Origin of the sequence: Streptomyces sp. PCS3-D2 (assembly GCF_000612545.2) — a bacterium.
Classification (GTDB): domain Bacteria; phylum Actinomycetota; class Actinomycetes; order Streptomycetales; family Streptomycetaceae; genus Streptomyces.
The window spans coordinates 5,102,882-5,120,809 of record NZ_CP097800.1 but is presented as its reverse complement, the minus strand read 5'-3'; the positions used below and the strand labels follow the sequence as shown (position 1 = coordinate 5,120,809).

Below are 17,928 nucleotides of genomic sequence, written 5' to 3'. Positions count from 1 at the left end.
CTGGCCACCCGCCCCATCCCACCTGGGTTTTTGACAATCGTTTCCATCTTTGATGAAAATGGATGTCATGAACGTACGACGCCTCATACCCACCGCCGCCCTCGCCGGCGCCGTCGCCCTCGGCGCCACGGCCCTGACCGCCTGTTCCGGAGCGGGGGCCGCCGGCGGCGAGGACGGCAGGCTCGGCGTGACGGCGTCGTTCTACCCGCTCCAGTTCCTCGCCGAGCAGATCGGCAAGGACCACGTGAAGGTCGACGGCCTGACCAAGCCCGGCGTCGAGCCGCACGACCTGGAGATCACCCCCCGGCAGACCGCGCAGCTCGGCGAGGCCGACGTGGTCCTCTACCTCAAGAACCTGCAGCCCGCCGTCGACAAGGCCGTCGCCCAGTCCGGCGTGAAGAACGTCGTCGACGCCGCCACCCTCACCACGCTGGAGACCCACGGCACCGAGCCGGGCCACGGCGAGGAGGGCCACGCCCACCAGGAGGGCGACGAGCACGCCGAGGACCACGCAGGCGAGCACGAGGGCCACGACCACGGCGGCAGCGGCACCGACCCGCACGTCTGGCTCGACCCGGTCAAGTACGCGGAGATCGCCAAGGGCGTTGGCGCAGCCCTGGAGAAGGCCGACCCCGGCCACGCGGCGGACTACCGGAAGAACACCGACGAACTGGTCGGCAAGCTCGGCGCGCTGGACACCGAGTTCCGGGACGGCCTGAAGAACACGGCCTCCCGCACCTTCATCACCACCCACTCCGCCTTCGGCTACCTCGCCGAGCGCTACGGCCTCGACCAGGAGGGCATCGCCGGCGTCGACCCCGAGTCCGAGCCCAGCCCGGCCCGGATGAAGGATCTTCAGGCCGTCGCGAAGAAGGACAATGTCACCACCGTGTTCTTCGAGACGCTGGCCAGCGACAAGACGGCGAAGACGCTCGCGACGGACACCGGCCTGAAGACCGACGTCCTCGACCCGATCGAGGGCATCACCGAGAAGTCCCAGGGCGCCGACTACTTCGAGGTCATGCGGTCCAACCTGAAGAACCTCCAGAAGGCACTCGGAGCCAAGTGATGACAGCAGCAACGGAGGCACGAGCCATGCAGTCCCCGCTCCGGCCGGCCGACGATCGGCCCGTCATATCCCTGCGCGGGGCCAAGGCCTCGCTCGGCTCGCGCCCCGTGCTGCGCGGAATCGACCTCGCCGTCCACCGCGGCGAGGTCGTCGCCCTGCTCGGCGCCAACGGCTCCGGCAAGTCCACCGCGGTCCGCGCCGTGGTCGGCCAGGTCCCGCTCACCGACGGCTCCCTCAGCCTCTTCGGCACGGACTTCAAGCGCTTCCGCGACTGGTCGCGCATCGGGTACGTCCCGCAGCGCACCACCGCCGCCGGCGGCGTCCCGGCCACCGTGCGCGAGGTCGTCTCCTCCGGCCGGCTCGCCCGCACCCGCTTCGGCCTCCTGCGCAAGGCCGACCGGGCCGCCATCGAGCACGCCCTGGCCCTGGTCGGCATGGACGCGCACGCCGACGTCTCGGTGGACGCCCTCTCCGGCGGCCAGCACCAGCGCGTCCTCATAGCCCGGGCACTCGCCGTCGAACCCGAACTGTTGATCATGGACGAGCCGATGGCCGGCGTGGACCTCGCCAACCAGGAGGTCCTGGCGAACGCGCTGCGTGCCCAGGTCGCGGCGGGGTCCACCGTCCTGCTGGTCCTGCACGAGCTGGGCCCTCTGGAGCCCCTGATCGACCGCGCCGTCGTCCTGCGCGACGGCTGCGTCGTGCACGACGGCCCGCCGCCGGAGGCCGTGGGCCAGCACGCCCTGCCCGGCCACGACCACGTACACCCCCACGCGGCGCACGACGCCGAGCCCCTGCGGACGGGACTGCTGAGCTGATGGACATCCTCGACTACGCCTTCATGCAGCGAGCGCTGATCGCGGCCGCCCTGGTCGGCATCACGGCCCCCGCCATCGGCACATACCTCGTCCAGCGCCGCCAGGCGCTCATGGGCGACGGCCTCGGCCACGTCGCCATGACCGGTGTCGCCCTCGGCTTCGTGCTCCAGACCAGCCCGGTCTGGATGGCCACCCTCGTCGCCGTCGTCGGCGCCGTCGGCATGGAGCTGATCCGCGCCCGCGGCAGGACCAGCGGGGACGTCGCCCTCGCCATGCTCTTCTACGGCGGCCTCGCCGGCGGCGTCATGATCATCAATCTCGGCGGCGGCCAGACGGCCAGCCTCCTGGGCTCCATGTTCGGCTCGATCACCACGGTCGCCGCCGAGGACGTGACCGCGATGGCGCTCCTCGCCGCCTTCGTCCTCGCCGTCGCCATCGGCCTGCGCAGGCAACTCTTCGCCGTCTGTCAGGACGAGGAGTTCGCCCGGGTCACCGGGCTGCCCGTGCGCGCCCTGAACCTGCTGATCGCGGTCACCGCCGCGGTCACCGTCACCGTCGCCATGCGCATCGTCGGCCTGCTGCTGGTCAGCGCGATGCTCGTGATCCCGGTCGCCGCCGCCCAGCGGCTGACGCGCAGCTTCGCCACCACGCTGGGACTGGCCATGGCCATCAGCGTGACCGTCTCCCTGACCGGCACCGCGGCCACCTACTACATCAACGTGCCCTCGGGCGCGACGATCGTGCTGCTCGCGATCGGCGTCTTCATGGTGCTGACCGCCCTCTCCGCTCCGCTCGCCCGCCGGCGGGCCAGAGCCGCACTGGCGGCCGAAGAGGTCTGCACGCGCGACGATGTGAAGGTCTAGCGGGCTGGCACAATGGCCGCAGGCCTACACGAGGAGGAACCGGTGGCGACTGCGCCTGGCGAGACGAATACCGCGCCAGTACGAGGACGATCCACCCGCCAGCGGGCCGCAGTGGCGGCGGCGCTGGACGAGGTGGACGAGTTCCGCAGCGCCCAGGAACTCCACGACATGCTCAAGCACCGTGGCGACTCCGTGGGCCTGACCACCGTCTACCGCACTCTGCAGTCCCTGGCGGACGCAGGCGAGGTCGACGTCCTGCGCACCAGCGACGGCGAGTCCGTCTACCGCCGCTGCTCCACCGGTGATCACCATCACCACCTCGTCTGCCGTAAGTGCGGCAAGGCCGTCGAGGTGGAGGGCCCGGCGGTGGAGAAGTGGGCGGAGTCCATCGCCGCCGAACACGGCTACGTGAACGTCGCCCACACGGTGGAGATCTTCGGCACCTGCGCCGACTGCGCCAAGGCCTGAGCTCCGGCGCCAGCGGCCAGGACGCTGCCGGCCCGGACCCGCGGCCGGCAGCCGGTACCGCCGACCCGGCGGACCCCGCCGCCACGCCGAAGCCGTTCCTCGATCCCGATACGGCGGATCCCCGCCCGTCGTGTCCGCGAGCGGGGATCGGGGGCGCAGGGTGTCAGGAGGCCGTGCCCGGGCCGTCGGGCTGGTTGGGCACGGCGCCGCCGAAGCGGCGGTCGCGCTGGGCGTACTCCAGGCACGCCGCCCAGAGGTTGCGCCGGTCGAAGTCCGGCCACAGCACGTCCTGGAACACCATCTCGGCGTAAGCGCTCTGCCAGATCAGGTAGTTGGAGGTGCGCTGTTCGCCACTCGGGCGCAGGAACAGGTCCACGTCCGGCATGTCCGGGTAGTAGATGTACTTGGCGAAGGTCTTCTCGTTGACCTTCGCCGGGTCCAGTTTGCCGGCCGCCACGTCACGCGCGATGGCCTGCGCGGCGTCGGCGATCTCCGCGCGGCCGCCGTAGTTCACGCAGAAGTACAGGGTCATGGCGTCGTTGTCGACGGTCTGCTCCTGCGCGACCTGGAGCTCCTGGACGACCGACTTCCACATCTTCGGCATACGGCCCACCCAGCGGATGCGGATGCCCAGCTCGTTCATCTCGTCGCGGCGACGGCGGATGACGTCGCGGTTGAAGTTCATCAGGAAGCGGACCTCGTCGGGCGAGCGCTTCCAGTTCTCCGTCGAGAAGGCGTACAGGGAGAGGTTCTTGACGCCCATCTCCAGGCAGCCCTTGAGCACGTCGAGCACGACGCCCTCACCGACCTTGTGCCCCTCGGTGCGGGGCAGGCCGCGCTCCTTGGCCCAGCGGCCATTGCCGTCCATGACGACCGCGACGTGGTTCGGGATCAGCTCGCCGGGGATCTTCGGCGGGACCGCACCGGAGGGGTGCGGCTCGGGAACCTTGTACTCCCGGCGAGAGCGTCCCAGAATCCCGCGTCGTGCCATGTGCCCAGCTCCTATTTCTCGACGTATCGCAGGGAGCGTAGCCCGCGCTCCAGATGCCAGTGCAAATAGGCGGAGACCAGCCCACTACCCTCCCGCACGTGACGCGCCTCACACGCGTCGGCATGCCCCCAATCGCCCGTCAGCAGGGCGCTGAGCAGGGCGATGGCCTCCGACGAGGGTACGACGCTTCCTGGCACCCGGCAGTCCCCGCAGACGACCCCGCCGGCCGCGACGGAGAAGTGCCGGTTGGGGCCGTGGATCCCGCACTTCGCGCAGTCCTCGAAACTGGGCGCGTAGCCGTTGACGGCGAGCGAGCGCAGCAGGAAGGCGTCCAGGACGAGGTTCGGTTCGTGTTCGCCGCGCGAGAGCGTGCGCAGGGCCCCCACCAGCAGCAGGTACTGCTGCACCGAGGGCTCGCCCTCGTTCTCGGTGAACCGCTCGGCGGTCTCCAACATCGCGGTGCCGGCGGTGTAGCGGGCGTAGTCGGTGACGATGCCGTTGCCGTACGGGGCGATGATCTCGGTCTGGGTGCAGAGCGGGAGGCTGCGGCCGACCAGTTCACTGCCCCGGGCGAAGAACTGCACGTCGGCATGGGAGAAAGGTTCCAGCCGAGCGCCGAACTTGGACTTCGTGCGGCGCACCCCGCGCGCCACGGCCCGCACCCTTCCGTGCCCCCGGGTCAGCAGTGTGATGATGCGGTCCGCCTCACCCAGCTTCTGGGTGCGCAGCACGATGCCGTCGTCGCGGAACAGACTCATGCGCCCATTGTCCCGTACGGGGACCGGGCGGCGGGGCCCGGCACAGCGCCGACCCCTCGCCCGGACCGGGGTCCGGGCGAGGGGTCGGCACCCCTTGGGAGGGTCAGGGAGCGGACGGGGACGGCGAGGGGTCGGCGTCGTCCGCCTTCTCGGCCGCGGCGGCCGGGGCTGCCGGGGCTGCCGGGGCGGCGGCCTGGGCCGGCACCGCCGCGGGAACGTCGGCGGGGACCTTGGCGGCAACCTCGTCGGCCGCGGCGCCGGTGCCGGGCGCCGTGTCGGCCGCGGCCTCGGCGAGGGCCACGGCCCCGGCGGCCGGGACGTCGTGGGCGTTGTCCTTCGCCAGGCCGTTGAAGACGAGGTTGAGCACGATCGCGGCCGTGGCGCCGAGCGTGACACCGCTGTTGAGCAGCGAGGAGAGGTCCGCGTCCATGTGCTGGGTGAAGAAGACCGGCACGGTCGCGGGGAGCAGGGCGAAGGCGAGGGAGACGCCCACGATCAGCGCGTTCTTCTCCTCCTTGAGGTCCACCTTGGCCAGCGTCTGGATGCCGGCCAAGGCGACCATGGCGAACATGACGGTCGCGGCGCCGCCGAGGACGCCGTGCGGGACGGAGGCCACGATCGCGGCGGCCTTGGGCAGCAGACCCAGGATGATCATGAAGACACCGGCGGCGACGACCACGAACCGACTCTTCACCTTGGTCATCCGCACCAGGCCGACGTTCTCGGCGAAGGCGACGTACGGGAAGGAGTTGAGGACACCACCGAGGGCGGTGGCGGCGCCGTCGGCGCGCAGGGCGCGGGCCACGGTCTCGCTGTCGACCTCCTTGCCGACGATGTCGCCGACGGCGTAGGTGTCGCCGGTCGTCTCGACCATGGTGATCAGCATGACGATGAGCATCAGGACGATCGGGAACCACTCGAACTTCGGGACACCGAAGTGGAAGGGGGTGGTGACACCGATCCAGTCGGACGCGCCCACGTCGCCGAACTTCGCGTCGCCCAGGAGGAAGGCGACGCCGGTGCCGGCCACCAGGCCGAGCAGGATCGCGATGCTGGAGAGGAACGGCCTGCCGAGCTTCATCAGGATCAGGATGAAGAGCATCGTGCCGCCGGCGTAGGCGAAGTTCTTCGGCTCGCCGAAGTCCGGGCTGCCGAGACCGCCGGCCGCGTCGTTGAGGCCGACCGGGATCAGGACGATGCCCAGAACGGTGATCACCGTTCCGGTGACGACGGGCGGGAAGAGCCGCATGACCATGCGGAACGCCTTGGCGGGCAGCCAGGCGAAGGCGAAGGTCGCGATACCGGCGGTGATGACCGCGCCGTAGATGACCAGCAGGGCGGCCGTTCCACCGCCCGCACCGAGGCCGATGGCGATCATCGGGGACACGGCGGTGAAGGTCACGCCCTGGATCAGCGGCAGCCGCGCGCCGATCCGGCCGATGCCCCAGGCCTGGATGATCGACGCGATGCCGCAGGTGAAGAGGTCCGCGTTGATCAGGTAGACCAGCTGTTCAGGGCTCAGCTTGAGCGCGCTGCCCACGATGATCGGGACGATCACCGCGCCGGCGTAGAAGGCGAGTACGTGCTGGAAGCCGTACAGCGCGAGCTTGGGGACGGGGAGCACCTCGTCGACCGGGTGCGTGCTCTGCTTTCCGTCGGTGGAAAGCCGGGCGGCGACACGTGCCATCTCAGCCTTGCCCTTCAAGGTAGGTAAGTGAGAGGAGATCTGGTTATCCCTGGGCGAAGTGGGTCGTTAACCCGTTGGTTCGCCAGGGTTTTCAGTACGTTCACGTGGGTCGAAGTCCCGCTGTGCGGGGCGGCGGCTTCTCGGCGTGTGACCGGAATTGAACGCCTGTGGGTGGCCTCACAGATATCGTCGACTTCTACAAACTGTTGACCCTCATCGCCTCCAGATCTGTAGATTTCTCCAGTGGTGGAGGAGTGGCCACAGGGGTATGAGCCAAGCCTCCCGGGTGACACCTCCTCCCCTACGCGACCGCGAAGCCCACCGGCATTGAGCTGCCACGACATGCTTCGCAAGTCTTCGCGTAAGCAAAAAAGAAGGGCCCGTTCCGCCACCCTCACGGGCGGCCCGAACGGGCCCGGAGCTGTTGGCTCCGCTGTTCACAACGTGTTCACCAGGCGAGATTTCGCCCCTCGTGAGGCCGGATCGTTACGTCGACCCCGGGCGTTCCGGACGGCTCCGCGGCGGCGGAGGCTCCGCTCAGGGCGCGCGCACCGCCGACAGCAGCCGCGCCACCTCGTCGGCGCCGATCCGCAGTGCCGATCCGACGGTGGCGAGCACCTCGCGCTCGGCCGGGATGTACGGGCCGTCGGCGAGGGCGATCCGGGCGCCCTGGAGCAGGATCGACTCGCGGCCCGGACCGGCCAGGTGCGGGGCGAGCGGCTCCAGTGCCTCGTGAAGCTCTATCGACAGCGCGGCCCCGCAGCACTCCGGGATGTCGTACAGCCCGAGTCGACCCTCGTCCGAGGACAGCGCCTCCACGAGGGACTCCAGCTGTTCCTCGGTGCAGTCCTGGAAGCCGGCGGCCCGTACGGCGCACACGGCGGCCTCCAGCGCGCTCCGCGAGGCCGTCCCTCCCGCCGTGAGCACCGCCAGCGCCACGGTGTGCACGGCGTCCCGCAGGAGGGCCGTGAACCGGGTGGTGGTGAGGTGGTCGAGGACCTCGGTGCCGAAGCGCTCGCGGCAGCCGTGGCACTCGACGACGGGCCCCGCCTGCCCGCGCGGCAGCAGTGGCACCCCGAGGACGGTGAACCGGCGGCGGCCGGTGCGCTTGCGGTAGTTGCGGTCCCCACCGCAGTCCGGGCAGAAGAACTCCCCGTCACCCACGGTGCTCCAGGTGGTACGGATGCCCCAGACCGTCAGCTTCCGGCCGTCCCCACCCCGAACTGGCAGCACGTCGCACCTCCGTGGTCGTCCGGCAGCATCGCCGGGTTGGCGTGATGTTAGCCACATCGGTGAGGATGCGTCAGTCGTGCGACAAGACAACATGTGCCGCGCGCGGGACTTGGCCGGTCTGTGCCCCCGGTTCCGCCCGGGGTCTGCCGCGTGGACGGGGCGTCGCCTCTGGTGACCGGCCGGCGAGCGGGACCGGCCGGGGCACCGCCGCCCCACCCGCCCGCCGCGGAGCCCGGCGGGGGCGGCCGGTATCGACGGCCCCGCGGTGGCCGCACGGCGTACGGATCCGGCCGCCGGGAGCGACGGGGTCGGCGTGGTGGGCGGTGGCGTCTGCGGTCGGGACGGCGGCCGCCCGCCCGGGTGGCCGCGGAACGGAGCCGTGGAACGGAGCCGTGGAACGGCGGAACCCCGCCCCGCCGGAAGGCGGAGCGGGGTTCACCTGCGCGTGGTCAGCGGCCCGCGCGGTTGACGGCGGAGATGACCGCCTTCAGGGAGGCGCGGGTGGTGTTGGCGTCGATGCCGATGCCCCACAGGACACGGCCGTCGATCGCGCACTCGATGTAGGAGGCGGCCACGGCCGACGCGCCCTCGCTCATGGTGTGCTCGGTGTAGTCCAGCAGGCGGGCGTCGACCCCGATGCCGGCCAGCGCGTCGAAGAAGGCCGAGATCGGGCCGTTGCCCGTACCGTTCAGGACCGTCTCGACGCCGTCCACGACCGCCTCGACGGTCAGCGTGTCCGTGCCGTCCTTGTCGGTGGCCGTCGAGCCGGAGCGCAGCTGGATGCGGCCCCACGGGTTCTCGGAGTTCGGCAGGTACTCGTCGCAGAACACGTCCCAGATCGCCTTCGGCGTGACCTCGCCGCCCTCGGCGTCGGTCTTGGTCTGGATGATCTTCGAGAACTCGATCTGCATGCGGCGCGGCAGGTCCAGCTTGTGGTCGTTCTTCAGGACGTACGCGATGCCGCCCTTGCCGGACTGCGAGTTGACCCGGATGACCGCCTCGTAGGAGCGGCCGACGTCCTTGGGGTCGATGGGCAGGTACGGAACCGCCCACTCGAGATCGTCGACGGTGACGCCCGGGCCCTGGGCGGCCGCGTCGGCCTCCATGGCGTCGAAGCCCTTCTTGATGGCGTCCTGGTGGGAGCCGGAGAAGGCGGTGTAGACCAGGTCGCCCGCGTAGGGGTGGCGCGGGTGGACCGGCATCTGGTTGCAGTACTCGCTGGTGCGGCGGATCTCGTCGATCTGCGAGAAGTCGATCTGCGGGTCGATGCCCTGGGAGAACAGGTTCATGCCCAGCGTGATCAGGTCGACGTTGCCGGTGCGCTCGCCCTGCCCGAACAGGCAGCCCTCGATGCGGTCGGCGCCGGCCATCAGGGCCAGCTCGGCGGCCGCGACGGCGGTGCCGCGGTCGTTGTGCGGGTGCACCGAGATGCAGATGTGCTCGCGGCGGGTCAGGTGGCGGGCCATCCACTCGAAGCGGTCCGCGTGGGTGGACGGCGTCGAACGCTCCACGGTGGCGGGCAGGTTCAGGATGATCTCGCGGCCCTCGGAGGGCTGCCAGACGTCGCAGACGGCCTCACAGACCTCCAGGGCGAAGTCCAGCTCGGTGTCGGTGAAGATCTCCGGGCTGTACTGGTAGCCGAAGATGGTCTCCGGGCCCAGCAGCTTCTCGGCGTACTCCATGACCAGGCGGGTGCCGTCGACCGCGATCTGCTTGATCTGCTCCTTGGAGCCGCGGAAGACGACCCGGCGGAAGGTGGGTGCGGTCGCGTTGTACAGGTGCACGGTGGCGCGCCTGGCCCCGATCAGGGACTCCACGGTCCGCTCGATCAGGTCCTCACGGGCCTGGGTCAGTACGGAGATGGTGACGTCGTCCGGGATCGCGCCCTCTTCGATGATGGAGCGCACGAACGCGAAGTCGGTCTCGCCGGAGGACGGGAAGCCGACCTCGATCTCCTTGTAGCCCATGCGCACCAGCAGGTCGAACATCTCGCGCTTGCGGGCGGGGGTCATGGGGTCGATCAGCGACTGGTTGCCGTCCCGCAGGTCGGTGGACAGCCAGCGGGGGGCCTTGGTGACACGGGCGTCGGGCCAGGTGCGGTCCGGGATGTCCACCTGTTCGTACCGGCCGTACTTGTGGATCGGCATCCCGGAGGACTTCTGGGTGTGGGTCGCGTTCGTGATGGGCGTGGGGCGACCGACAAAAGGCTGCTGGCTCATGGTGTGGGGCTCCTCGCGTGTCCGCGGTAGTTCGCTGGGACGGCCGACGGCGGTAGTGAAAACCGCAACACCAAACTCCGCGGGGAGGGGGCCGGCCTACGACTACAGACCCTCGCCGCGGCAGCTAAGGAGAAGCAGCCCGAAACGCATGATGGGCCGAGCCTAGCCGAGCCGCGCCGTGACGCGAGGACCTGTTTCAGTATGCAAGACCCGCGCGTCCGATTTGCACCAAATGTGAGCCAAGCCTCTTCCCCTCCGACCGAGTCGGGGTGATCGCCCGAAAGCCCCCCGACCCCGCCGTGCGATAACACCAGGCACGTTTCTGCGGCGGGGCGGGGTGACACAACCGAATGAATCATGGTTGCAGCTAGTGACACCGACGTGACTCGGTGCCACATTGCCGGGCATGGACGCCTCCCACGCTCACCGCCACCCCGTCTTCTGCACGGTCGTGCCGCCGTACCTCCTCGACAGGGCCGCCCTGTCCGGGGACACCCGGCGCGCCGACCTGGCCCAGCGCACCCTCGAACGCGACTCCCTGCTGCGCACCCGGCGCCAGGTCACCGCTGTGCGCGGGATCGCTGCCGCGCTCGCCGCGCCGGCGGGCGACGGCCCGCAGCGGACGATCTTCGACGCCGGGCACCGTACGCAGCTCCCCGGGACGAAGGTCCGCGAGGAGGGCGACCCGCCGGGCAAGGACGCCACCGTCAACCGCGCCCACGCGGGGCTCGGGGCGACGTACGAACTGTTCCTGAAGGCCTTCGGGCGCCGCTCGATCGACGACTCCGGACTCCCGCTGGACGCCACCGTCCACTACGGCGAGGACTACAACAACGCCTTCTGGGACGGGCAGCGGATGGTCTTCGGTGACGGCGACGGGGACCTCTTCCTCGACTTCACCGTGTCGGTGGACGTCATCGGGCACGAGCTGACCCACGGCGTCACCCAGTACACGGCGAACCTGCGCTACCGCGGCCAGTCGGGCGCGCTGAACGAGTCCATGTCGGACGTCTTCGGCTCCCTGATCAAGCAGTACTCGCTGGAGCAGGCGACCGACGAGGCCGACTGGCTGATCGGAGCCGGACTGCTCGGCCCCAGCGTGACGGGGGTCGCGCTGCGCTCGATGAAGGCGCCCGGCACCGCGTACGACGACGACGAGCTCGGCAAGGACCCCCAGCCGGCCAGTATGGACGACTACGTCAACACCCACAGCGACAACGGCGGGGTGCACATCAACTCCGGCATCCCCAACCACGCCTTCTACATCGCGGCGACCGAGCTCGGCGGCAAGGCCTGGGAGCGGGCGGGACAGATCTGGTACGACACCCTGACCGGCGGGGACCTCACCCCGAGGGCCGACTTCGCGGACTTCGCCCGCCTCTCGACGGCGGCCGCCGCCACTCGGTACGGAGACGGAGGGGCGGAGCACCAGGCGTTGCAGAAGGCGTGGTCGCTCGTGGGCGTCCCGTTCGCGGGGTAGGGGTAGACGACTCCCATGCGGATTCTGGTGGTACGGACGGGCGGCTTCGCGGGCATCGAGCGACGGGCCGAGGTGGACACCACCGGCATGCCGGACGAGGCCGAGTGGCAGGCCCTGGCCCAGCTCGCGCTGCACCCCGGCCCGCCCGGCGACCCCGCCGAGCGGGTGCGGGACGGCTTCTCGTACCGGATCACGGTGGACGGGCGGACGGTCTCCTGCGCCGAGCCGCGCCTGTCGGAGGCCCAGCGGGCACTGATCTCCCGCGTGCTGAAAGAAGGTGCCTGAGGACGGGCCTCTTTGCTTGGATGGCCGGATGACCAAACCCATGATCGACTCCACGCTGTCCGAGCTGGAGCGGTACTACGACGCCGTACCCCGGGTGGGCGGCGCCCGGGCCGAGGACTTCGGGCCGCTGACCCTGTTCGTCCAGGAGGGCGAGGGCTGGCCGTACTATGCGCGGCCCGCGCTCGGCAGCAACGGAGCGACCGCCGCGGACATGGAGCGGGTGCTCGATCGCCAGCGTGAGCTCGGCGTGCCCGAGGCCTTCGAGTGGGTCGCCGAGACCAGCCCCGCACTGCACGCCGCCGCGGAGGAGGCGGGGCTCCGCGTCCACGCCCACCCGCTGATGGTGCTGGAGGCCGGCGAGGAGCCGCCCCCGCACCCCGAGGTGCGGCTGCTCGACGCCGGGGACCCACTGTTGGCGGCCGCGCTGATGGTGCCGGCGCTGGCCTTCTCGGCCCCGGGGACCGCGGTGGGCGAGGCAGGTCCGGCGGAACTGGCGGCCGCGCTGGCGGACCCGTCGGTGGAGACCCGCCGGGCGAGCGTCTCGGCGAGGCTCGCGGCGGGCACCTCGGGGATGGCCGCGGCCGTGCGCGACGGCGTGGTGCTGTGCTCGGGCATGTTCAACCCGGTCGGGGACGTCGCCGAGGTCGTGGGCGTCGGCACCCTGCCGTCCGCCCGCCGCCAGGGCCTGGCCCTCGGCGTCACGGCGGCGCTCGTCGCACAGGCCCGCGCGCGGGGTGCCCGTACGGTCTTCCTCTCGGCCGGTGACGAGGACGTGGCCCGGATCTACCGCCGCGTCGGCTTCCAGCGGGTGGGCACGGCCCTGATCGCGGAGCCGTCGCCATGATGCGCCTGCTCGGCCGGCTGAGGGCGGCGCTCGGAGCACCGGCGCCCGCCCCGACGGCCGGAGGGTGGCCCGCGCCGGGGCCCGCGCCGGACCACCCGCCGCTGACCGAGGCCGAGGTGGCCGAGGCGGAGGCCGAACTGGGGATCCGCTTCCCGCCCGCCTACCGCGCGTACCTGACCGAGGTGAGCTCGGGCGGCCGGGTGCACCGCCTGGCCCGGGGCCCCGCCGGGTGGTGGTGGGAGGGGAACGGCGACACGCGGCGGGACCTGCTGCCCGTGCCCTTCCCGCATCCCGACTCCTACGCGGCCGAGGACGACGAGCTGTGGGCCCGGATGCCGCAGAGGGCGGACTTCCCGGACGACGCGGCCCACCATGCCGCCCTGCGGGCCTGGGACGAGGACGAGGCCCACTACGAGTTCGAGGAGCGCAAGACGGCCGGCGCCGTCGTCCTCCAGGAGAACGGCTGCGGCTTCTCCACGCTGCTCGCGCTCACGGGGCCGCTGGCCGACACGGTGTGGTGGGACGGCCGCGCCACCTGTGACCTGATCGTGCCGCTGTCATGCGACCACCCCCGCGGCGCGCCCCCGCTGACCTTCCGGGAGTGGCGGGAGATGGGCCTGACGGACCCCTCGCGCCTGCTCGGACCCGACTGGGGCGCGCCGGCGGGCTTCTGACCGCACCCGGCACCCGTTTGCTGGTTCGGCAAGAATGTTTGCCGGAGGGGGTGGGGTGGGCGCAGCATCGGGGTACCGGACCCCGAGCGGAAGAGGATCCCATGCCGCAGCACGGCCACACGCACGAGAACGACCACGGAATCGACCACGAGAACGCGCACGAGAACGCCCCCGTCGCCGGCAGCGCGGAGTTCTGGGACGGGCGCTACAGCGAGAGCACTCGCATCTGGAGCGGCAAGCCGAACGCCCTCCTGGTCCGCGAGGCCGAGGACCTCGTCCCCGGCCGGGCGCTCGACCTCGGCTGCGGAGAGGGTGCCGACACGGTCTGGCTGGCCCGCCGCGGATGGCGCGTCACCGCCACCGACATCTCGACGGTGGCCCTCGGTCGGGCCGCGGAGCACGCCGCCGAGGCCGGGGTCGGCGAACGCGTCGAATGGCAGCAGCACGACTTCGCGCGGTCCTTCCCCGAGGGGGAGTTCGACCTCGTCTCGGCGTGCTTCCTGCACAGCCACGGCGACTTCCCGCGTGAACGGATCCTGCGCAGGGCCGCCGCCGCCGTCGCCCCCGGCGGGACCCTCCTCGTGGTGGGCCACGCGGGAGGGCCGTCGTGGAACCCGGAGGCCCTCGCGGACATCCACTTCCCCACCCCGGAGGAAGTCCTCGCGCAGCTGGAGCTGCCGGAGGGCGGCTGGGAGGTCCTGACCGCGGCGGAGCACGTCCAGCCCATGACCGACCCCGAGGGTCGTCCCGGGACCCGCCCCGACAACGCCCTCAGAATCCGGCGCGTCGTCTGAAGGCAGGGTGCCCGGGGCGTGGGCGGGCCGCCGGTCAGAAGCCGAGCTTGCGCAGCTGCTTGGGGTCCCGCTGCCAGTCCTTGGCGACCTTCACGTGCAGGTCGAGGAAGACGGGGGTCCCGAGCAGCGCCTCGATGTGCTTGCGCGACTTCATCCCGACCTCCTTCAGTCGGGAGCCCTTCGGGCCGATGATGATGCCCTTCTGGCTCGGCCGTTCGATGTAGACGTTGGCGTGGATGTCAAGGAGCGGGCGGTCCGCCGGGCGGTTCTCGCGCGGGATCATCTCCTCGACGACCACGGCAATGGAGTGCGGGAGCTCGTCCCGCACGCCCTCCAGCGCCGCCTCGCGGATCAGCTCCGCGACCATGACCATCTCGGGTTCGTCGGTGAGGTCGCCCTCCGGGTACAGCGGCGGGGACTCCGGCAGCAGCGGCGCGATCAGGTCCGCCAACAGCTGCACCTGGCTGTCGCCGACCGCCGAAACGGGGACGATCTCGGCCCACTCGAAGCCCAGCTCCTCGGCGAGCCGGTGGACGGCGATGAGCTGCTCGCCCACCACCTTCGACTCGACGAGGTCGGTCTTGGTGATGATGGCGATCTTGGGGGTCTTCTTGATCCCCGCGAGCTCCTTGGCGATGAACTTGTCGCCGGGGCCGAGCTTCTGGTCGGCCGGCAGGCAGAAGCCGATGACATCGACCTCGGCCCAGGTGGTGCGCACGACGTCGTTGAGGCGCTCGCCGAGGAGGGTGCGCGGCTTGTGCAGACCGGGCGTGTCGACGAGGACGAGCTGCGCGTCGGGGCGGTGCACGATGCCGCGGACGGTGTGCCGGGTGGTCTGCGGCCGGTTGGAGGTGATCGCGACCTTCGTGCCCACGAGTGCGTTGGTGAGGGTCGACTTCCCGGCGTTGGGACGGCCGACGAAGCAGGCGAAACCCGCACGGTGCGGGACGGTGGACTCGGGGGAACGATCGCTCATACGGGCCATTCTCCCCGATGCGACCCCCAGCGCCGACCAGACCGGGGCGGTGACGGCGAGCACAGCCGTGAGCCGCGGGTGCGCGGCCCGGGCGGGAGGCCCTGCACGCGCGGTTCCGGCGGACCGCGCGTGCACGGTCGTCCGGGCCCCTTCCGCCACGGGCGGGCCGTCGGGCGGGGTGTACGCCGGCACGTGCGGGGTGACTTCGGCGACGCGGGCGGTTCCGGGGCCGCGCAGGTGACCGGTGCGGGGGCGCAGGGGACCGGGACCGGGGCGATCCCGCCGGGGGCGTTGGCGGTGGGGGTCCCGGTCGTGGGAAGGGCGGGCGGGGGACGGCGGACAGGGGCGCCCCGGCCGGGGCGCGAGGCGTTGCGCCGCCGGGCCCCCAGCCTTCACCCGCCTCCTCCCCCGTCCCCGCCTTCTCCGGTGGCTCGGAAGGTGCGCCGGTAGGCCGTCGGGGTCACGCCCAAGGCCGCCTGCACGTGCTTGCGCAGGGACTGCGCCGTCCCGAAGCCGCTCTCCCGCGCGACCTGCTCCATCGACAGCTCCGTCCGCTCCAGCAGCCGCCGTGCCCGCTCCACCCGCCGACCGGTGATCCACTGGCCGGGGCTGACGCCCGCCTCCTCGCGGAAGCGGCGCGTGAAGGTCCGTACCGACATGGCCTCCTGCCGGGCCATGTCGGTGAGCCGGAGCGGCTCGTGCAGCCGGTCCAGCACCCAGGCCCGGGCCGCCGTGGTGGTCGCGAGCTGCGGCTCCGGCACCGGGCGGTCGACGAACTGGGCCTGCCCGCCCTCACGGTGGGGCGGTACGACGGTCCGCCGGGCGGCCTCGTTCGCGACGGCCGCTCCGTGGTCGCGGCGCACGATGTGCAGGCACAGGTCGATGCCTGCGGCGACGCCCGCCGAGGTCAGCACGTCCCCGTCGTCGGTGTAGAGCACGTCGGGGTCCACCCTCACGGCGGGGAAGAGCCGCTGGAAGTGCTCGGCGGAGGCCCAGTGGGTGGTGGCCCGCCGGCCGTCGAGGAAGCCGGCGGCGGCCAGCACGTAGCCGCCCGTGCAGATCGAGACGAGCCGGGTGCCGGGCCTGATGTGCGCGAGGGCCGCGGCGAGCTCGCCGGTCAGTCTGCCCTCCTCGTGGACCGGGCCCAGCTCGTACGAGGCGGGCACGACCACCGTGTCGGCGGTGGCGAGCAGCTCGGGGCCTCGCGCGACGTGGACGGCGAAGTCGGCGTCCGTGGGCACCGGGCCGGGAGCGAGCCCACAGGTGCGGATCTCGTAGAGCGGCCGTCCGGCCCTGTCCCTGGCCCGGCCGAAGATGCGGTGGGGGATGCCGAGCTCGAAGGGCAGCAGCCCCGGCAGGGCCAGGACGACCACGCGGTGCGGCGGAGCTTCCATGGCCCGATCGTATCGAAGCATGACAGTCGGGCCACTGTCGTAGGCCGCCCCGTCGGCCGGAGGCTGTCGGCGTGACCCAGACAGCCCCCACCCCCGGCACCCTCCCCGCCCCCGCCCCGCGGCGGACCGGCCGTGTGCACCGAGCCTGGTACGTCGCCTCCGTCACCTTCGTGACGATCATCGGCGCCGCCGGATTCGCCTCCCTGCCCGGACTGCTCATCGAGCCGCTGCATGAGGAGTTCGACTGGTCGCGAGGCACCATCGGCGCGGCCGTCTCGGTGAACCTGGCCCTCTACGGCATCACCGCGCCCTTCGCTGCGGCGCTGATGGACCGCTTCGGCATCCGCAGGGTCGTGGCGGTGGCCCTGACCGTCATCGCGGTCGGTGCGGCGGCCACGGTGTGGATGACCGCGCCCTGGCAGCTGGTGCTGTGCTGGGGCGTGCTGGTGGGGCTGGGCAGCGGCTCGATGGCCCTGGCGTTCGCCGCGACGGTGACCGGTCGCTGGTTCACCGCCCGGCGCGGCCTGGTCACCGGCATCCTGACCGCCGCCGGGGCCTCGGGGCAGCTGGTCTTCCTGCCGCTGCTGGCCTGGCTGGTGGACCGCCACGGCTGGCGCCCGGCGACGGTGACGGTCGCCGTGGCCGCGCTGGCCGTCGTCCCCTTCGTCTGGCTGCTGCTGCGCGACCACCCCGCGGACGTCGGGCTCGCACCGTACGGCGGCACGTACGCGCCCCGGCCCGCCCCGGCCGCGGGTGCGGCCCGGCGGGCGCTGAAGGTCCTCGCCGACGCGGCCCGGAGCGGCCCCTTCTGGCTGCTCGCGGGCACCTTCGCGATCTGCGGTGCCTCGACCAACGGACTGGTGCGGACACACTTCGTGCCGGCCGCGCACGACCACGGCATGCCGGTGACGGCGGCCGCGGGGCTGCTGGCGGTGATCGGCGTCTTCGACGTGGTCGGCACGGTCGCGTCGGGCTGGTTCACCGACCGCTTCGAGCCCCGGCGGCTGCTGGCCGTCTACTACGCCCTGCGCGGGGTGTCGCTGCTGTTCCTGCCGATCCTGCTGGCGCCGTCGGTGCGGCCGCCGCTGGTCTTCTTCATCGTCTTCTACGGTCTGGACTGGGTCGCGACGGTTCCCCCGACGATCGCCCTGTGCCGCGAGCACTACGGCGACGACGGCGCGATCGCGTTCGGCTGGGTACTGGCCTCGCACCAGATCGGTGCGGCGGTGGTGGCCTTCCTGGGCGGCCTGGTCCGCGACCTCACGGGCTCGTACGACGTGGTCTGGTACGCCTCGGGCGCGCTGTGCGCGGTGGCGGCGCTGATGGCGATGGTCATCCGCCGGCGGCCTCCCGGCGGGGCGCGCCACACGTGACG

The 17,928-nt window shown here is 71.7% G+C and carries 17 protein-coding genes; 10 read left to right on the top strand and 7 right to left on the bottom strand.

Annotated features, from left to right (window positions below):
* Positions 1 to 67: 67 nt before the first annotated feature.
* Genes AW27_RS22505 through AW27_RS22490 form a run of 4 tightly spaced genes read left to right on the top strand, consistent with a single transcriptional unit; the run spans position 68 to position 3,218 of the window.
* On the top strand, positions 68 to 1,069 hold the full coding sequence (locus tag AW27_RS22505) for a metal ABC transporter substrate-binding protein (RefSeq protein ID WP_037923871.1): 1,002 nt from the start codon (positions 68 to 70) through the stop codon (positions 1,067 to 1,069).
* Positions 1,069 to 1,887, top strand: a complete 819-nt coding sequence (locus AW27_RS22500; RefSeq protein ID WP_370466537.1) for a metal ABC transporter ATP-binding protein — start codon at positions 1,069 to 1,071, stop codon at positions 1,885 to 1,887. The genes AW27_RS22505 and AW27_RS22500 overlap by 1 nt, the downstream gene beginning before the upstream one ends.
* Positions 1,887 to 2,750 (top strand): metal ABC transporter permease, encoded by an 864-nt coding sequence (locus AW27_RS22495; RefSeq protein WP_037923866.1) that lies wholly within the window; start codon positions 1,887 to 1,889, stop codon positions 2,748 to 2,750. Before AW27_RS22500 ends, AW27_RS22495 begins: the two co-directional genes overlap by 1 nt.
* 42 nt (positions 2,751 to 2,792) lie before the next feature.
* Positions 2,793 to 3,218 (top strand): Fur family transcriptional regulator, encoded by a 426-nt coding sequence (locus AW27_RS22490; protein ID WP_037923863.1) that lies wholly within the window; start codon positions 2,793 to 2,795, stop codon positions 3,216 to 3,218.
* A gap of 163 nt (positions 3,219 to 3,381) precedes the next feature.
* Here the strand turns inward: AW27_RS22490 and AW27_RS22485 are convergent, their stop codons facing one another.
* The 5 genes from AW27_RS22485 to leuA all read right to left on the bottom strand — a co-directional run bounded on the left by AW27_RS22485 (position 3,382) and on the right by leuA (position 10,106).
* Complete coding sequence (locus tag AW27_RS22485; protein ID WP_037923860.1) at positions 3,382 to 4,209, bottom strand: isoprenyl transferase; 828 nt, start codon at positions 4,207 to 4,209, stop codon at positions 3,382 to 3,384.
* An 11-nt stretch (positions 4,210 to 4,220) separates the two neighbouring features.
* A complete protein-coding gene (gene recO / locus AW27_RS22480) occupies positions 4,221 to 4,967 on the bottom strand; it encodes a DNA repair protein RecO (protein ID WP_037923857.1) in 747 nt (248 codons plus the stop codon).
* A gap of 103 nt (positions 4,968 to 5,070) precedes the next feature.
* Positions 5,071 to 6,654 (bottom strand): nucleobase:cation symporter-2 family protein, encoded by a 1,584-nt coding sequence (locus tag AW27_RS22475; protein WP_037923855.1) that lies wholly within the window; start codon positions 6,652 to 6,654, stop codon positions 5,071 to 5,073.
* A 537-nt stretch (positions 6,655 to 7,191) separates the two neighbouring features.
* Complete coding sequence (locus tag AW27_RS22470) at positions 7,192 to 7,887, bottom strand: TerB family tellurite resistance protein (protein ID WP_037923852.1); 696 nt, start codon at positions 7,885 to 7,887, stop codon at positions 7,192 to 7,194.
* 449 nt (positions 7,888 to 8,336) lie between these two features.
* Positions 8,337 to 10,106 carry a 2-isopropylmalate synthase gene (gene leuA / locus AW27_RS22465; RefSeq protein WP_037923850.1) on the bottom strand — a complete coding sequence of 590 codons (1,770 nt, stop codon included), beginning with the start codon at positions 10,104 to 10,106 and terminating at the stop codon, positions 8,337 to 8,339.
* Between the two features lie 406 nt (positions 10,107 to 10,512).
* On the opposite strand from leuA, the gene AW27_RS22460 reads away from it, so the two are divergent.
* The 5 genes from AW27_RS22460 (at position 10,513) to AW27_RS22440 (ending at position 14,183) form a co-directional block, all read left to right on the top strand.
* Complete coding sequence (locus AW27_RS22460) at positions 10,513 to 11,586, top strand: M4 family metallopeptidase (protein ID WP_037923848.1); 1,074 nt, start codon at positions 10,513 to 10,515, stop codon at positions 11,584 to 11,586.
* Between the two features lie 15 nt (positions 11,587 to 11,601).
* A complete protein-coding gene (locus AW27_RS22455; RefSeq protein WP_037923846.1) occupies positions 11,602 to 11,871 on the top strand; it encodes a protealysin inhibitor emfourin in 270 nt (89 codons plus the stop codon).
* Positions 11,872 to 11,899: 28 nt separating this feature from the next.
* The gene (locus AW27_RS22450) at positions 11,900 to 12,715 is read left to right on the top strand and encodes a GNAT family N-acetyltransferase (protein ID WP_052030873.1); all 816 of its coding nucleotides are present in this window, start codon (positions 11,900 to 11,902) and stop codon (positions 12,713 to 12,715) included.
* Positions 12,712 to 13,389: an SMI1/KNR4 family protein gene (locus tag AW27_RS22445; protein ID WP_063890610.1), complete on the top strand. Its 678-nt coding sequence runs from the start codon at positions 12,712 to 12,714 to the stop codon at positions 13,387 to 13,389. Before AW27_RS22450 ends, AW27_RS22445 begins: the two co-directional genes overlap by 4 nt.
* A gap of 101 nt (positions 13,390 to 13,490) precedes the next feature.
* Positions 13,491 to 14,183, top strand: coding sequence for a class I SAM-dependent methyltransferase (locus AW27_RS22440; RefSeq protein ID WP_078556664.1), 693 nt, complete (start codon positions 13,491 to 13,493; stop codon positions 14,181 to 14,183).
* A 34-nt stretch (positions 14,184 to 14,217) separates the two neighbouring features.
* On the opposite strand, the gene era is transcribed toward AW27_RS22440, so the two are convergent.
* Both era and AW27_RS22430 read right to left on the bottom strand, forming a co-directional pair.
* A complete protein-coding gene (era, locus tag AW27_RS22435; protein WP_037924391.1) occupies positions 14,218 to 15,168 on the bottom strand; it encodes a GTPase Era in 951 nt (316 codons plus the stop codon).
* Between the two features lie 383 nt (positions 15,169 to 15,551).
* A complete protein-coding gene (locus AW27_RS22430; protein ID WP_037923841.1) occupies positions 15,552 to 16,553 on the bottom strand; it encodes a GlxA family transcriptional regulator in 1,002 nt (333 codons plus the stop codon).
* A 71-nt stretch (positions 16,554 to 16,624) separates the two neighbouring features.
* Between AW27_RS22430 and AW27_RS22425 the strand changes: the two genes are divergently transcribed.
* Entirely contained in the window at positions 16,625 to 17,926 is a 1,302-nt protein-coding gene (locus tag AW27_RS22425) for an MFS transporter (protein WP_037923839.1), read from the top strand.
* Positions 17,927 to 17,928 lie beyond the last annotated feature (2 nt).

Bases quoted from the DNA above. Each gene is read 5' to 3' on its own strand.
- recO (WP_037923857.1), bottom strand. From the start codon at position 4,967: ATGAGTCTGTTCCGCGACGACGGCATCGTGCTGCGCACCCAGAAGCTG.
- AW27_RS22440 (WP_078556664.1), top strand. From the start codon at position 13,491: ATGCCGCAGCACGGCCACACGCACGAGAACGACCACGGAATCGACCAC.
- leuA (WP_037923850.1), bottom strand. From the start codon at position 10,106: ATGAGCCAGCAGCCTTTTGTCGGTCGCCCCACGCCCATCACGAACGCG.
- AW27_RS22445 (WP_063890610.1), top strand. From the start codon at position 12,712: ATGATGCGCCTGCTCGGCCGGCTGAGGGCGGCGCTCGGAGCACCGGCG.
- AW27_RS22430 (WP_037923841.1), bottom strand. From the start codon at position 16,553: ATGGAAGCTCCGCCGCACCGCGTGGTCGTCCTGGCCCTGCCGGGGCTG.
- AW27_RS22495 (WP_037923866.1), top strand. From the start codon at position 1,887: ATGGACATCCTCGACTACGCCTTCATGCAGCGAGCGCTGATCGCGGCC.
- AW27_RS22450 (WP_052030873.1), top strand. From the start codon at position 11,900: ATGACCAAACCCATGATCGACTCCACGCTGTCCGAGCTGGAGCGGTAC.
- AW27_RS22500 (WP_370466537.1), top strand. From the start codon at position 1,069: ATGACAGCAGCAACGGAGGCACGAGCCATGCAGTCCCCGCTCCGGCCG.
- era (WP_037924391.1), bottom strand. From the start codon at position 15,168: ATGGCCCGTATGAGCGATCGTTCCCCCGAGTCCACCGTCCCGCACCGT.
- AW27_RS22505 (WP_037923871.1), top strand. From the start codon at position 68: ATGAACGTACGACGCCTCATACCCACCGCCGCCCTCGCCGGCGCCGTC.
- AW27_RS22455 (WP_037923846.1), top strand. From the start codon at position 11,602: ATGCGGATTCTGGTGGTACGGACGGGCGGCTTCGCGGGCATCGAGCGA.
- AW27_RS22485 (WP_037923860.1), bottom strand. From the start codon at position 4,209: ATGGCACGACGCGGGATTCTGGGACGCTCTCGCCGGGAGTACAAGGTT.
- AW27_RS22460 (WP_037923848.1), top strand. From the start codon at position 10,513: ATGGACGCCTCCCACGCTCACCGCCACCCCGTCTTCTGCACGGTCGTG.
- AW27_RS22475 (WP_037923855.1), bottom strand. From the start codon at position 6,654: ATGGCACGTGTCGCCGCCCGGCTTTCCACCGACGGAAAGCAGAGCACG.